The 15,851-nt window shown below is 59.2% G+C and carries 12 protein-coding genes; 6 read left to right on the top strand and 6 right to left on the bottom strand.

The features are described 5' to 3' along the window. Positions 1-10: 10 nt before the first annotated feature. Positions 11-2,215, bottom strand: coding sequence for an acylase (locus tag CHN51_RS11360; RefSeq protein WP_240616704.1), 2,205 nt, complete (start codon positions 2,213-2,215; stop codon positions 11-13). Between the two features lie 159 nt (positions 2,216-2,374). Between CHN51_RS11360 and clpB the strand changes: the two genes are divergently transcribed. From clpB to CHN51_RS11340, 4 genes are all read left to right on the top strand, one after another. Continuing rightward, positions 2,375-4,954 (top strand): ATP-dependent chaperone ClpB, encoded by a 2,580-nt coding sequence (gene clpB, locus CHN51_RS11355; protein ID WP_100094114.1) that lies wholly within the window; start codon positions 2,375-2,377, stop codon positions 4,952-4,954. A 49-nt stretch (positions 4,955-5,003) separates the two neighbouring features. Continuing rightward, positions 5,004-6,110 (top strand): membrane dipeptidase, encoded by a 1,107-nt coding sequence (locus CHN51_RS11350; protein ID WP_164089133.1) that lies wholly within the window; start codon positions 5,004-5,006, stop codon positions 6,108-6,110. A gap of 67 nt (positions 6,111-6,177) precedes the next feature. Beyond that, positions 6,178-7,197, top strand: coding sequence for a hypothetical protein (locus tag CHN51_RS11345; protein ID WP_123906307.1), 1,020 nt, complete (start codon positions 6,178-6,180; stop codon positions 7,195-7,197). 26 nt (positions 7,198-7,223) lie between these two features. After that, positions 7,224-7,964 carry a 2OG-Fe(II) oxygenase family protein gene (locus CHN51_RS11340; protein WP_100094111.1) on the top strand — a complete coding sequence of 247 codons (741 nt, stop codon included), beginning with the start codon at positions 7,224-7,226 and terminating at the stop codon, positions 7,962-7,964. Between the two features lie 91 nt (positions 7,965-8,055). Here CHN51_RS11340 and CHN51_RS11335 read toward each other — a convergent pair whose 3' ends face one another. Then, positions 8,056-11,019: a TonB-dependent receptor gene (locus CHN51_RS11335; RefSeq protein ID WP_100094110.1), complete on the bottom strand. Its 2,964-nt coding sequence runs from the start codon at positions 11,017-11,019 to the stop codon at positions 8,056-8,058. Positions 11,020-11,033: 14 nt separating this feature from the next. Further along, complete coding sequence (locus tag CHN51_RS19560) at positions 11,034-11,306, bottom strand: hypothetical protein (protein ID WP_123906306.1); 273 nt, start codon at positions 11,304-11,306, stop codon at positions 11,034-11,036. Between the two features lie 44 nt (positions 11,307-11,350). Between CHN51_RS19560 and CHN51_RS11330 the strand changes: the two genes are divergently transcribed. After that, entirely contained in the window at positions 11,351-11,908 is a 558-nt protein-coding gene (locus tag CHN51_RS11330; protein WP_123906305.1) for a hypothetical protein, read from the top strand. Positions 11,909-11,942: 34 nt separating this feature from the next. On the opposite strand, the gene CHN51_RS11325 is transcribed toward CHN51_RS11330, so the two are convergent. The 3 genes from CHN51_RS11325 to xseA form a co-directional block, all read right to left on the bottom strand. Further along, entirely contained in the window at positions 11,943-12,815 is an 873-nt protein-coding gene (locus CHN51_RS11325) for a M23 family metallopeptidase (protein WP_240616703.1), read from the bottom strand. Next, on the bottom strand, positions 12,812-13,021 hold the full coding sequence (locus CHN51_RS11320) for a DUF2093 domain-containing protein (protein ID WP_100094108.1): 210 nt from the start codon (positions 13,019-13,021) through the stop codon (positions 12,812-12,814). The genes CHN51_RS11325 and CHN51_RS11320 overlap by 4 nt, the downstream gene beginning before the upstream one ends. 82 nt (positions 13,022-13,103) lie before the next feature. Next, complete coding sequence (gene xseA / locus CHN51_RS11315) at positions 13,104-14,570, bottom strand: exodeoxyribonuclease VII large subunit (RefSeq protein ID WP_100094107.1); 1,467 nt, start codon at positions 14,568-14,570, stop codon at positions 13,104-13,106. On the opposite strand from xseA, the gene purD reads away from it, so the two are divergent. After that, entirely contained in the window at positions 14,569-15,849 is a 1,281-nt protein-coding gene (purD, locus tag CHN51_RS11310) for a phosphoribosylamine--glycine ligase (protein ID WP_100094106.1), read from the top strand. The two genes, xseA and purD, sit on opposite strands and share 2 nt — an antisense overlap. Positions 15,850-15,851 lie beyond the last annotated feature (2 nt).

Genomic DNA, 15,851 nt, shown 5'->3' with positions numbered 1-15,851 from the left:
TGCCGGTCTGTCAGTTCCCCCGCACCACCTTATCACTCGTCTTGTGTTTCTCCAGCTCTGCCGGATCAAACCACACCGGCTTCAGCTTCTTGTCGACAAACAGCTGCATCTGGTCGGTATAATGCGGCGAGTCCGGGCGGGTGGTTGCGGCGCCGAAGGGCTGGATCGAGCGGGAGTGGACCTTGCCGTCCTTCGTCCATTCCATGAACATGATGAAACTGTCACCATGACGCACCGATAGCCGCCCATCTTCTTCGACATCCCACAGGGTCGAGGCGCGGATCGTGTCGTTGCCGCCGTCGACCGGCAGATCGACGTCGCCCTGGCGCATGCGCAGCACATCCATCATCGGCGGATCAATCCTGTCGAAATATTTCGTCAGATGGTCGACGGTTTCCTGCAATATTTCGCGCGGATCGGGCATCTCGCCGCGGTTATAATGCGACTTGTTGGCGGGGCGCAGCACCATAAGCGCCAGTGCATCCGCCGGCCCCTTGCCGTCGAGATTCCAGTCCCACTGGCCCAGCAATTGCTGGGCCTTGAGCAGTTTCGCGCTGCCTTTCAGATCGAGCGCGGCAATCCTGTCCAGCCAGTCCTTGGCATAGCCCGCTTTCTCGTAGCCGGTGTCATATTTGATGGCCCATAGTTCGGCGTCGGTGATCTTGCCGTCGGCATTGGCGCGCTCCAGCAAGGCAATCGACCGGCGCGAACGGTTGGTCTGGTCATTTTCAACACCAAGCAGCGGCGAGAAATTGTCGGGCTTGAGTTCGTCCCCCGGCCCCGCCGCGATATAGGGCGTGTTGTTGGCGTTCATGACGTAACCCGAAGCCGGATTGACCAGTGCGGGTACGCGAGTGAACGGCAGGGTTTTCTGCCACAGCGCCTTTGAACTGTCTCCGGGCAATATCCCGCGCCAGTCATAGCCCTCGGGCCGGTCGGGGAACATCGCGTTATAGTACATCCCGATATTGCCCTGCGCATCGGCATAGATGAAATTGGTCGCCGGGACGCCCTGCCCGGCCATCGCCGCCTGCCATTCGTCGAAATTGCGCGCCTTGTTGATCCGGTAATATTGGGTCAGCATGTCGAGCTCGTCGATACCGGCATAGCGCAGCGCATAGGCGCCGTTGTCGTTCATGATCACCGGCCCGTGGATCGAACGATAGGCGACCTGCGGATAGGGAATGACGAACGGCCCGAACTTGATCTTCAGCCAGACGCGCTTTTTCTCCAGCGGCTTCCATTCACCATTAAAGCGATAGGCGTCTTTCTTGTCATTCAGCGTCAGCTTGTAGATATCGACCAGATCGGGGCGGTTAACCGTATTGGTCCAGCCGAGATATTTGTTGTGCCCGAGAAACGGGAACGGCGAACCGGGGAAATTGGCGCCGGCAAAATCCCAGCCTTCTTCGCTGTGCACGACCAGTTCGTACCAAGCGACATTGCCGCGCAACGGCTGGTGCGAATTGGAGATCAGGCGCGTCTTGCCTTCGGGCGAGAGTTCCGGCGCAAGCGCATAGGCGTTGGAGCCATTCTCGTCGGGGTCGGGGCCGACCGGTGTAGCCGAGTCCTCCTCGATCAGCTTGTCGGGGCTGAGCGGATGGATCGAGGTCTTGACCGGCTCGTCGGAGAGACGCGGACCGCCCTCGCGCGGCAGCGGCTTGTTCTGAACCAGCGCTTCGATCGGGTTGTTGAGACCGAAGAAAAAGGGCGAACGCAGCACGAATCCGGCGGCAATATCCTGCCCGTTGACGGGGAATAGTTTCGCGAGCTTCACCTCTTCGGGATGCTCCGCCGCATAAGCGTTGAGTCCGGACGCGTAGCCGTCGAGCACCGCGCGGACATCGGCCGGCAGAGTGTCATATTTGCGGCTCACCGTCCCGCGCACGTCGAGGAGCGCTGCGATATAGTCGATCGGCGCGCTTTCGGATCCGTTGAGCGTCGCCATCCGGCCCCGCGTCATCGCGGTCACTTCCTGCAGCGTGGAGAAATCGTCTTCCGCATGGGCATAAGCCACGCCATAAGCGACATCGGCATCGGTCTTGCCGAAAATATGCGGCACGCCGAATTCATCGCGGACAATGCGGGCTTCATAGGCGCCTTCCGGCGGCGGCGCGGATTCCGCAACGCTGATCGGCTCCCAGACAGCAAGGCCAATAGCCAGCAGCACAATGATCGCGAGCAGCCCGATGCCCAGACGCTTAAGTGTTTTCACGTATTTTATCCTCTCCGCCAGCACCATAAACCAAGTGCACTTTTACACTCGAAAGCGCTTACCATATAAGTTTCAAGGAAAAAGTCATGAATATGGTTGTGTTGCACGACTGCAACACCATATTTATCACAAGACACCGAGACCAAACAGGATGAACCGATGAACCTTGAGAAATTCACCGACCGCGCCAAGGGCTTTTTGCAATCTGCCCAGACCGTCGCAATCCGGATGAACCACCAGCAGATCACCGCCGCGCATTTGGCGAAGGCACTGCTCGAAGACGATCAGGGCATGGCCGCAGGGCTGATTACCAAGGCGGGCGGCGATGCCAAAAAGGCGCAACAGGAAATTGATGCGGCGCTCGCGAAGATTCCCGCTGTCTCGGGTAGCGGCGCGCAGCAGACGCCGGGCCTCAACAATGATGCCGTCCGGGTGCTGGACCAGGCCGAACAGATCGCCGAAAAGGCCGGTGACAGCTATATCACCGTCGAACGGCTGCTGCTCGCGCTGCTGCTCTCCAAGGATACGGCGGCGGGCAAGGCGCTGCAATCCTCGGGCGTCACGGCCGAAGCGCTGAACAAGGCGATCAACGATTTGCGGGGCGGCCGTGCGGCCAATACCGCTTCCGCCGAGGACACCTATGAAGCGATGGAAAAATATACCCGCGACCTGACCCAGGCGGCGCGCGACGGCAAGCTCGACCCGGTCATTGGCCGCGACGAGGAAATCCGCCGCACGATCCAGATATTGGCGCGTCGCACCAAGAATAATCCCGTCCTGATCGGCGAACCCGGCGTCGGCAAGACCGCCATCGCCGAGGGCATGGCACTGCGCATAGCCAATGGCGATGTGCCGGACAGCCTGAAAGACCGCCGTCTGATGGCGCTCGACATGGGGTCGCTGATAGCCGGCGCGAAATATCGCGGCGAGTTTGAAGAACGGCTCAAGAGCGTGCTCGACGAAGTGCGCGGGGCCGAAGGCGAAATCATCCTGTTCATCGACGAGATGCACACTCTGGTCGGCGCCGGCGCGTCGGAAGGGTCGATGGACGCTTCCAACCTGCTCAAGCCGGCACTGGCCCGCGGCGAGCTGCATTGCATCGGCGCGACCACGCTCAACGAATATCAGAAATATGTCGAAAAGGACGCAGCGCTGCAGCGTCGCTTCCAGCCCGTATTCATTGGCGAGCCGACCGTCGAGGATACGGTTTCGATCCTCCGGGGCTTGAAAGAGAAATATGAGCTGCACCATGGCGTACGGATCACCGACGGCGCGATTGTCAGCGCCGCGTCTCTCTCCAACCGCTATATTCCCGACCGTTTTCTGCCCGACAAAGCCATCGACCTGATGGACGAAGCGGCATCGCGCATTCGTATGGAAGTCGAATCCAAGCCGGAAGAGATTGAAACGCTCGACCGCCGGATCATCCAGCTCAAGATCGAGCGCGAGGCGCTGTCCAAGGAAAGCGACGACGCGTCCAAGGGCCGTCTGGAAACGCTCGAGAAGGAACTGGCCGAGCTGGAACAGCAGAGCGCCGAACTGACCACGCGCTGGCAGGGCGAGAAGGACAAGATTCACGCCGAAGCCGAGCTCAAGGAAAAGCTCGACCACGCGCGGCTCGAACTGGAGCAAGCCGAACGCGCGGGCGACCTCGCCAAGGCCGGCGAGCTGAGCTACGGCACGATACCCAATCTGGAAAAGGCGCTCGAAGAGGCGGCTGGAGACACCGAAGGCGCGATGCTCCGCGAGGAAGTCACCTCCGAGGATATCGCTGCGGTCGTTTCCAAATGGACCGGCATTCCGGTCGACAAGATGCTCGAAGGCGAACGCGAGAAGCTGCTGGCGATGGAAGATATTATCGGCAAGCGCGTGATTGGACAGAAGGATGCGGTTGCTGCTGTATCTGCTGCCGTCCGCCGGAGCCGTGCCGGATTGCAAGACCCCAATCGTCCATTGGGCAGCTTCCTGTTTCTCGGCCCCACCGGCGTCGGCAAGACCGAATTGACCAAGGCGCTGGCCGGGTTTCTGTTTGACGATGACCAGGCGATGGTCCGGATCGACATGTCCGAATTCATGGAGAAGCACAGCGTATCACGGCTGATCGGTGCCCCTCCCGGCTATGTCGGCTATGACGAAGGCGGCGTGCTGACCGAAGCGGTTCGCCGGCGGCCCTATCAGGTGATCCTGTTCGACGAGGTCGAAAAGGCGCATGGCGATGTGTTCAACGTATTGCTGCAGGTGCTCGACGACGGTCGTCTGACCGATGGTCAGGGCCGTGTGGTGGATTTCTCCAACACGCTGATCATCCTGACCTCCAACCTCGGCAGCCAATATATGGCGAACATGAAGGATGGCGAGACGGTCAAGGATGTCGAACCACAGGTGATGGAAGTCGTCCGCGCGCATTTCCGCCCGGAATTCCTCAACCGTCTGGACGAGATCATCCTGTTTCACAGGCTTTCCGAAGAGCATATGGCACCGATCGTCGATATCCAGGTTTCACGGGTGCAGAAACTGCTCAAGGACCGGAAGATCGAACTGGACCTCACCGATGCTGCAAGGCGCTGGCTGGGACGGGTCGGCTATGATCCGGTTTACGGCGCACGGCCGCTGAAACGGGCGATCCAGAAATATCTTCAGGATCCGCTCGCTGACATGATCCTGCGCGGGAATGTGCCGGACGGCAGCACGGTCAAGATCGACGAAGGCGATGGTGCGCTGAAGATGGAAACTGCATGACAATTAGCCGCCGGACATCCATATTGCAGGTATGAAGAACCTGCGATCCATGTCCCGGCGGTCCTTTGTCGGCGCTTCGGCACTGTCCGCTTTGGCCGGAAGCGGCGCTGTGGCGCGGGGCCTGACCGGTTCCGTTCGCCCTGCCCCGATGATAGACGGATTGAGCTTTCTTCCCGAGAATCTGGAAGAAATCCGTCTGGCCGGCTTGACCGGGATGATTTGCGATGTCTCGAGGGTGGAGGAAGTCCGGGATGCGGACGGGACACCGCGGTACCAACGCAATTTTGGCGTGAATGACAAGGCGCTCGACGCCGCTGTCAGCCGCATAGACGCAAGCGATGAGGTCTTCCTCGCCACACGCGGCAGCGATATTGGAAACCAGCCCGGCTGCGCTGCCTTTCTGCAATTCCAGTCCTGCGAAACCATCGGTGAAGACCTTCGCCGTATTGCATATTTCCACGACAAAGGACTGCGCGTTCTCCAGCTGACCCATCATAATGACAATAAATTTGCCGGCGGCGCGATCGAGAGGGAGCAAAGCGGCCTGACCGAACTGGGGCGCGCCGGCATAGCCGAAATGAACCGGGTGGGCCTGCTGCCGGACGTTTCCCACGGCTCAGTGCCGACAATATTGCAAGCGGCGCAAGCAAGCCGGTCGGCTCTAGCCTACTCCCACGGAGCGTGCCGGGCGATTGTCGATCATCCGCGCTGCATAACTGACGAGGGTATAAGGGCCATCGCCGACAAGGGTGGCGTCATCGGAATTTTCATGATGAGTTTCTGGCTGACGACCGACAGTCGGCCCGAAGTCGATCATCTGATCGCGCACATCCGGCATGTGATAAATATCGGAGGCATTGACGCGGTCGGTATCTCCAACGATTTCCCGATGGCTGGACAGGAAAATCTGCGCCAATTGGGCAATGACAATGCAGAGGGCGTCAAGGAATATCTCGGCTGGTGGCGGGCCATGCGAAAGCTTGGCATTCCGGGATATGAGGATGATCCGGAACATGTTGTCATCCCCGAGCTCAACAATCTGTCCCGCATGATGACGATCCGCACCGCCTTGCTGGAGGAAGGCTTCAGCCAGGGAGAGGTTTCGAAGATCATGGGCGGCAACTGGCAGAGATTGCTCGTCGACGTTTTGGGATAGACCAAAACCCGCATTTGAATGATCCCCCTATTGTACGATCCGCCATTTCCCCGCATTATGAGCGACTATGACTTCAACCACGGAAATAACCCGCAACGCCGCGTTTCTCGCCCATCGATATGATGAAAACAGCGATGCGTTCCAGTTCGTCGAGTTGACGCGCGAACAGCATCGCCGCTGCACCTTCCTGACCGACGAATATATTCCGGAGCAATCCGGACGGACGATGGTCAGGTCGCAAGATGTCGATCTTGACAAGGGCGCGCTGGCGCCGGTGTATTTCATCTTCCATTCCGCCTTCGCCTGCTCGACGATGATGGCTCGCGCGCTCGATATCGAGGGCGTTTCGATGGGATTGAAGGAACCGATTGTGCTGAACGATCTGGTCGGCCTGAAACGGCGCGGCGCCGCCCCGGCCAGGCTCTCGGCCGCGCTGGAACAGTCAATCGCCCTTCTGTCGCGCCCCTTTTCCACCGACGAAAAGATCATCGTCAAACCGTCCAATATCGTCAATAGCCTGGCGCCGTCGATTCTGGAGATGCGACCGGCGGCAAAGGCCCTGTTCCTGCACGCTCCGCTCAAATCCTATTTGCGGTCACTCGCGGCAAAGAATATGTGGGGGAGAATCTGGGCCCGGGAAAATGCCATCGGCATACTGGAGGATGGCGATCTGATCGGTGGTTTTACATCCGCCGACCTGCTCCGTCTGACCGATATCCAGGTTGCAGCGGTCGCATGGCTCTCCGAACATGCGCGTTTTGCGAAGATGATCGAACGGTTTGGCGCCGATCGCATCAAAAGCCTCGATAGCGATAAATTTTTGAACAACAAGCACGATACAATTGCCAGGCTCTCGACCTTTTTCGGACTGGCGCTCGACAAGGACCAGATCGAGAATCTTTTAGCCGGCCCGGCCTTCACCCAACATTCCAAGGATTTTTCCAAGTTCGATAGCACGGCACGTCTGGACCGGCATTCGAACGTGGACGATTCCAATGGCGAAGAGATCGACATGGTCGTGCAATGGTCCGCTGCGGTGGCCGAAAGCCAGAATATTCCTCTCGAACTGTCGGCGCCCTTGCTTTGACCAGAAAATGAGGATCGAGACCGAAGATGAATTCTGATCAGAATATAGACTTTCGGCTGAATCCGGATCTGGATTTGCCGGCGCTGGCCCGCCAGTTCAGGGCAGCGGGTCGCATCCAGATACGCGATGCTCTGGATATCGGGACAGCCGAATTTCTTCGTTCGGTTCTCCAGAACCGCACGAATTGGGGACTGGCGTGGCAGATCGGGGCAGAAGGCCCCCGCGCCATACGTTATGCCGAGACCCAGGCGCTGTCCGACGCGGAAAAGCTGGCTTTGTGTCAGAAGGCCGGAGAAGCGGTCGGAAAGGGCGAATATGGATTTGTCTATGAGCAATATGCCATGCTTACCGCCTATCTCGAGCAATGGGATCCAACGCATCCGCTGAACCGGCTATTGGAGCATCTCAACGACCAGCCGTTTCTCGGTCTGGTCCGTCAGATCAGTGGCGTGCAGTCCGTGATAAAGGCGGAAGCTCAGGCAACCTGCTTCGCGCCTGGCCATTTCCTGACCGAACATGACGATCTGCACAGCAGGGACCCGCGGCGCGTAGCCTATGTCCTCAATCTGACAATTCCGGACTGGAAATCGGAATGGGGCGGCTATTTGAACTTTTTCGATGAGCACGGCAATATCGAGGCCGGATTCAGACCGATGTTCAACAGCCTGAACATGTTTCTTGTGCCGCAGCGCCATTCGGTTTCCCATGTTGTGCCCTTCGCGCCCGTCGGTCGCTATGCGATCACCGGCTGGGCGATGGACCCCTGACACGGCGCTTTTCTTTTAACTTCTTGTTCAGGCAATAAAAAAGGCGGGCTCGAAAGCCCGCCTTCTTTTTATCCGTTTGGATCGGCTGCGATTAGAAGCGCAGACGAACACCGGTGTAATAGCGCCGACCGAAGACGTCATAAACGTCAGCAGCGGTATCGGAACCGGTCACGTTGAACGGCGTACCGGTCAGAATGTTCGGAGCCGCTTTGTCGAGAAGGTTATCAACACCAAAGTAGAACTCGAACTTCTCGGTGACGTAGAACGAGGTGTTCATGTCCAGCAGGAAGTAAGCTGGTACCGAGTAAGCTTTTGGTCCGTCGAACTGGTCGTCTTCGTAGGACTTGCCGATGAACGTACCGGTAAATCCAACCTTGAAGTCATCGGTCGAGTAGGTCGCGTTCGCGGTGAAGCGATCTTTGGCCGTACCGATTTCACCAGCAGATGGATCAGCATCTGCAGTTGGCAAGGAGAAGAAATCGTTCTCGATCACGTGCGTGTAGGCACCGCGAAGAGAGAGACGATCGCCAGCGGTCAGACCAAGAGGCGTGCTCCAGGACGCGGTAACGTCAACACCCGAAGTCTTCAGAACAGCAGCGTTAACCTGCAGGGCGTTGATCAGATCGATCGAACCCACGCTGTTGACGGCTGTGCCTGCCTGACGACGAACGATCAGATCACAGAAGGTGGAGTTACCTTCATCATAGCACTGCTGAAGCGAGAACTGCCGTGGGAAGCCCGAAATCACGTCGGTGATTTCGATGTTGTAGTAGTCGGCAGTAATCGTCAGGTTACCCAGTGCAGGGATCGAACGAGGTGCAATGACCGCACCAACGGTCCAGGAATCTGCAGTTTCTTCGAACAGGTCGGGGTTGCCGCCGTTGAAGCCCGAGATACCCTGAATATCGGCCTGGTTAAGTGTGAACACACCATTTGCGGCAATGTTGGCTGCAACGCCAGCATCAGCCCGGCAATTGTCGCCGGTTGCACCGCCACCAGTTGCACCAATACCTTCGCAAGGATCGATCAGACCCGATGGGAAAGTCTGCGAGAGCCCCGCAAACAATTCGCCAATGTTCGGAGCACGAACGGCACGAGCATAGGTACCACGGATCCGGAGATCATCAATTGGCTGCCATGTAGCTGTACCGTTGTAGCTCACAACCGAACCAACCGTCGAGTAGTCGGAGACACGGATAGCACCACCAACTTCGAGAAGCTGGAAGAACGGCGTATCAGCCAAGATCGGAACCTTGATTTCAGCAAAGGCTTCTTTGACGTCGAACGAACCGCTGGTGTCCGGCAGAACGTTACCGGCATTCAGACCCTGGTTTGTCAGAGCATCGTTATCGGAGAAAGAAGATTCTTTCCGATATTCAACGCCGACAGCGATACCGAGCGGACCTGCTGGCAGGTCAAGCAGCGTACCGGAAAGGTTACCCTGAAGAACCTGCTGTTTCAGGCCAGTCTGGTAGGTGCCCTGTGCCTGGATGTAGTCAACAGCACCTTGCGAGATGGAGCCGGCACCGAAGATGTTCGCAGCGACACAACCGTTTGCACGAGCTTCCGCATCGATACAAATCGCATCGGTCGTCAAACCGTTGCCATTCAGATCGTTGACGTCGGTCATGACCGCAAGCGCGTCGCGGAAGTTGACGACATTGACCTGACCGGAAGAGGTCTGGTTTTCGTTAACCTGGCCGTAGTTATAGCTGACGTCCCAACGGAAACGATCATCAAACAGGCCACCGTCGAAACCGACTACGAAGCGATAGAAATCACGTTCGGTACGACCCGAGCGTGGACCGAATTCTGCAAGACGACGAACAAAGCCGATGTCGCGCAGACCGTCGCCATTGCTATCCGTTGCCGCATTCAGAATTTCTGTCGGAACAAACGGGTTCGCTACGATGGTGCTGGTGCCTGGCAGATAGTTTTCGACATTATAGCCACTATCCGATGGGAAGATGCCGTTGGAGCCACCGGATTCCAGCGGGAACGGTTCAATGATCCGCGACGAAGACGTTTTGTTGAACGTGCCTTCGAAGAAGAAGTTGATATCGTCGCTGAGCGCATATTCACCAGCTGCAGCGAAGAGATAACGCTGAACAGGCACGGCGAGCGTACGGAACTGCTGGCGATTGAAGCCGTTGGGGCCAAGGCCTGGTCCGACGGTTGCTGTACAGGTAGGTCCATTGGTAGTGAAGCAATCCTGCAACTGGCCGTTTGGAGCATAGGTGAAGGTTGCGCTTGGAGTAATGAAACGACCCTGTGGTGGGAAGCTGGAGAAAAACGGCTCAGTATCCGTACCCCAGTCACCGCCGAAGTAGATCGAGTCGAGAGCATCGATCTGCGTGTTCGAGCGCTGCTTGGACAGCAGACCTTCTTCGTTCGAATAGCCGAAGTGGACCATGATGTTGCCGTCGCCGTCAGCGAAGTTGGTGCCAGCGGTTACGTTCATCTGGTAACGGGCGTCGTCGCCTTGCTCGGTGATGCCGTATTGTGCGTTGGCTTCAATGCCTTCAAAGTTCGACTTGTAGACGAAGTTGACAACACCTGCGACAGCGTCCGAACCGTAGAGCGAAGATGCGCCACCGGTCAGAATGTCGATACGTTCAACAAACTGCGTCGGGATGATGTTAAGATCGACGGTTGCCGAACCAGCCAGCGACGCAACAACGCGGCGGCCGTTGATCAGAACCAGCGTACGGTCGGAACCGAGGTCACGAAGATCGACCGTTGCAACACCGGTACCTGAAGTCAGGAATGCAGAGTTGGTACGGCTAAGACCAGGCGTACCGAACACAGGATTTTCAAGGAGAAGCTCCTGAACGTTGGTAACACCGGCATCGTCGATCGATTCAGCCGAGACGACCTGCAGCGGAGCAGCAGATTCGACGGTAGCCGACGCAATGCGCGAACCGGTAACAACAATAAGTTCGCCGGGTTGTTCATCAGCAGCGCCTGCTTCCTGCGCGAAGGCAGGTACAGATACCATAGCGATTCCCAGCACCATCGGTGCTACGGTCGCCTTTAGCTTCGTAAATTTTGTCATTATATTCCAGTCCCTTATTCTGGAGAAACAGGCCACCATGGCCTGCCCCGGTTGTTGACCGGCGGTAATCTATGCGCCCCAAACGCAATGATTAATCCGCCGAATTGCCGCTGCGATGCAACATCGATGGCCGTGCTGTAAAGCTTCCGTTCAGCTTCACGAGCGGATTTTGTAGACAATGTAACTATTTTGCCACAGTTCCACGGGCAGCCCGAAATCCCTTTTCCGGCGATTATTCCGTTGTGCAATTTTACACCGCTGTTTAATTCATCACCGATATGCGGCATAGATCGCTATCCATGCAGCTCATCAGAAGAGGATGAAGATCATCATGAACAATTTTACCGGCAAAACAGCATTGGTATGCAGCGCGGCTTTGCTCGCTGTCTTGCCCGCATCGGCGCTGGCCAAGGATGATGACGAGAACACGTCACCACCGGCCATTTTCCAGGATGTTATCGATTGCCAGAAGGTGACCGACGCTACGGCCCGCCTGGCCTGTTATGACGCGAAGGTCTCGACACTGGCTGCGGCACAGGAAAGCCGGCAGGTCGTCGTCGCCGATCGCGAGCAGATCCAGGAAGCGCGCCGCGGTCTTTTCGGATTCTCGCTTCCCAAGATCCGGCTGTTCGGCGGTGGATCGGACGAGAAGGACAAGGAAGAGCGTATTGAGCAGCTCGAGACGACCATCACCTCCGCCCGGCAATTCGGCTACGGCAAATGGATGCTGACGCTGGAAGAAGGCGGCCGCTGGCAGCAGACCGATACCATCCGGCTGAATTCCGAACCACGGAACGGTGACAAGATATTGATCAAGACCGGTGCCATGGGCAGCTATCTTGCCAGTATCAACGGGCAGCGTTCGATCAGGGTGAAGCGAGTCGAATGATCCGCGCCTGACTTCGCCGGGAAGCCGGCAATGATCAGTCCATCGGCCCGGTCAGCAGGATCGGGTCGATCCGGGCGGCGTTCCATTTCATCGACCAGTGCAGATGCGGCCCTGTCGCGCTGCCGGTCGAGCCGATCCTGCCGATCGGTTCGCCGCGCCTGACAACCTGTCCTTCTTCGACCAGTATCTCTGAGCTGTGCAGAAAGGCGCTGTTCAGCCCCATGCCGTGATCGATCATCAGCAGATTGCCCTCCAGCGTGAACGGGCTGGACGCGGCCAGAGTCACGACGCCGTCAGCGGGCGCGACATAATAGGTACCGGTCGGCGCGGCAATATCGACACCGCTGTGATAGCTGCCGGGATCGCCATTATAGATTCGCTGCGATCCGAACTGGCCGGAAATGCGGCCCTTAGCAGGCCAGATGAAATTCTGCCGCCAGCCCTGGCTGTCGCTCGTAACCGAACGGGCCGCGTTGATCTGCTCCAGTTCCGGGCCACGACGCGCCAGAAAGGCCGCGCTGCGGGTAGTGGCGCGGCGGTTGATGCTGACATGCTCGACCTTCCAGTTACGGGGAGCAATGTTGATGAATTTGCGGACGGTCTCGCCACTGTCGAGAGTCGCGATAATATTGGCCGCCTGTCCCGCGTCACGGTTGAAGGCGATGATGAACTTGCCATCCTCGTCAAAGGGGACCGGCTCGCCGTCGAACGACAGGCTGCGGGTGCCGGCAGGCGCATCGCCGATCATCACCCCGCCCTGCATGGCTTCGCCGCTGAACCCGAACTGTATCGCGTCGCGAAAGGCCGACTGTTCGGTGTCGCCGGTTCCGGCATGGACGATAGCTACAGGCGCAGCCACGGTCGTGACGGCCAGCAGAGCCAGAGCGGTTCTAAACCGCCCGATCACTTTTCGCTTTCGGGCAGATGGGCGTGCGCCGAAATCTGGGCGGTGGCATAAGGCTCCTGCTTTTCCACGCTCCAGTAGCGCAGTTCCTCGAGCGGAATCGCTTCGCCGGTCACCGCGCACAGGACATGGTCCCCGGACGAAAGCGGCCGGAAGCCGTTCGGCATATAGTGCAGCTTTGCCACCTTGTTGCGATTGGACATTAACATAGGACGCTTATACTCCCTCGATCCTTTACCTGCGATTTACGGTCGTGATCGCCACAGCGGGCCGATCCTAACGCAAATCCCCCTAGAATAAATCCTGCTGCCTGTCATCCGGCGCTTTTTTGACTCGACTCGCCGATGGCGGAGCGGGTTTTGGCTTGGCCGGCGCCTTGTCCGTCACCGTCGCGCCAACAGTCCCGTCCTGGAAATGCAGATCGAGATCGCCGACCTTTATCGCCGCGGCGCGATTGGCGATCAGGCTGCCGTCCGGTCCGGACACCCGGGCATAGCCGCGTTTCAGTGGACCGTCGGGCGAGACCTGCTGGGCCAGCCGCCAAAGGGCGTCTAGCCGCCGCTTCGCATCATCAAGCGGGCGCTGAACCAGACTGACCGGCAGATCGAGCCGTTTCAATTGCTCCTGCGAACGGGCCAGCCGCTGCTGCAATATCGAGGGGCGCAAGGCCCCGGCGCTTGCCGAAAAACGGCTGCGGGCGTGGGCGATATTCTGGCTCATGCCATATTTCATCCGCTCGGACGTCTCGTCGACCCGCTGCTGGTGCGGGCGGAGCAGATCGGTCAGCGCCGGCATCAGACGGCGTTGCGCCTCCAGCCGTTCCTGCGCGGTGCTCAGGCTGCGCTGCACGCTGCGCGCCATCCGCGCCTTGCCCTCGGCAAGCGTGGCCAGCCATTCCGCCCGGACCGGCACCGCCATTTCGGCGGCCGCTGTCGGTGTCGGCGCGCGCAAATCGGCGGCGAAATCGCAAAGCGTCGTATCGGTCTCATGGCCCACGGCGGAGATGATCGGGATCGTGCAATCCGCGACCGCCCGGACCACGATTTCCTCGTTGAAGCTCCACAGATCCTCGATCGACCCGCCGCCGCGCGCGACGATCACCAGATCGGGCCGGGCGACCGGACCATCCGGCGCCATCTCGGAGAAGCCGCGAATGGCGTGGGATATCTGCTTTGCCGCGCCCTCGCCCTGCACCAGCACCGGCCAGACGATGACATGGCTGGGGCAGCGGTCGGCGAGCCGGTGCAAGATGTCACGGATCACAGAACCGGTCGGCGATGTGACCACGCCGATGGTCTTCGGCAGGAACGGTATCGCTTTCTTGCGGTCCTGGTCGAACAGGCCCTCGGCGAGCAGCTTGGCCTTGAGCTTCTCGAACAGGGCCATCAGTGCGCCCTCGCCCGCCAGCTCCATCTTGTCGATCACGACCTGATATTTGGAGCGGCCCGGATAGGTGGTCAGCTTGCCAGAGACAACAACCTCGATGCCATCCTCCGGCCGGAACGGCAGCCGTCCGGCATTGCCCTTCCACATCACCCCGTCGATCACCGCCTTGTCGTCCTTCAGCGCGAGATAGACATGGCCGGACGCGGCGCGTTTGAAGCCCGAGATTTCGCCGCGGATCCGGACATAGCCAAAGCGATCCTCGACCACTCGCTTGAGCGCTCCGGATATTTCCGAAACCGACAAAGGCGGGGCGTTGTCACCCTGCCCGCTCTCGGCTAGGAGCTTCGCGTCTAATGAGAGGGAATCGTCCATGAATATCCTGTTGATCGGTTCGGGTGGCCGCGAACATGCCTTGGCCTGGAAGCTGGCGCAATCCCCCATGCTCGGGAAATTTTACGCGACACCAGGGAATCCCGGCATCGCGCAGCACGCCGATCTGGTCGCGCTCGACATCAGCGACCATGGCGAAGTCATCCTGTTCTGCGGCGAGCATGACATCGATCTGGTCGTCGTCGGCCCGGAAGCGCCGCTGGTTGACGGCCTCGCCGAAAGCCTGCGCACAGCCGATATTTTCGTCTTCGGTCCGGACAAGGCAGCGGCCCAGCTGGAAGGCTCGAAAGGCTTTACCAAGGACCTGTGCGCCCGCGCCAATATTCCCACCGCCGGCTATGTCCGCGCCACCAGCGCGGCTGATGCGCTCAAGGCACTCGACGGCTTTTCCATTCCCGTCGTGATCAAGGCCGATGGCCTGGCCGCCGGCAAGGGTGTGATCATCGCCGAGACCCGCGAGCAGGCCGAAGCCGCGATCACCGACATGTTCGACGGCAGCTTCGGCACCGCCGGCGCCGAAGTGGTGATCGAGGAATTTCTGACCGGCGAGGAAGCCAGTTTCTTCGCAATCACCGACGGCGAGAATGTCGTCCCCTTCGGCAGCGCGCAGGACCACAAGCGCGTCGGCGAAGGCGATACGGGCCCGAACACCGGCGGCATGGGCGCCTATAGCCCCGCCCCTGTCCTCACCGCCGCCCTGCAACAGCAGGTGATGGAACAGATCATCCAGCCGACCGTCGACAGTTTGGCCGCCGAGGGCACGCCCTATAGCGGCGTCCTGTTCGCCGGGCTGATGCTGACCGAGACCGGCCCGCAGCTGATCGAATATAACGCCCGCTTTGGCGATCCGGAATGCCAGGTGCTGATGATGCGGCTGGAAAGCGATCTTGCCAAGCTGATGATGGCAACCGCCAAGGGCGATCTCGCCCAGACCAGCGCCCCGATCTTCGCCCCCGAAACCGCGCTGACCGTGGTAATGGCCGCGAAAGGCTATCCTTCGACACCGGAAAAAGGCGGCAAGATCCAGAATCTGGCGCGAGCCGAGCGCGAAGGCGCCAAGATATTCCATGCCGGTACGGCGGAAGTCGACGGCGCTTTGGTCGCCAGTGGCGGGCGCGTGCTCAATGTCACCGCATCGGGCGCCAACGCCACCGAGGCGCAGACCAGGGCTTATGCCGCGGTCGACCAGATCGATTTCGAGAGCGGCTTTTGCCGGCGCGATATCGGCTGGCGCGAGGTTGCTCGGGAAGCTGGGGAGTAGTT

The organism is Sphingorhabdus sp. YGSMI21 (genome assembly GCF_002776575.1).
GTDB lineage: Bacteria > Pseudomonadota > Alphaproteobacteria > Sphingomonadales > Sphingomonadaceae > Parasphingorhabdus.
Note: the sequence above shows the minus strand (reverse complement) of the source record. Positions and strands in the feature narration are given on the sequence as shown.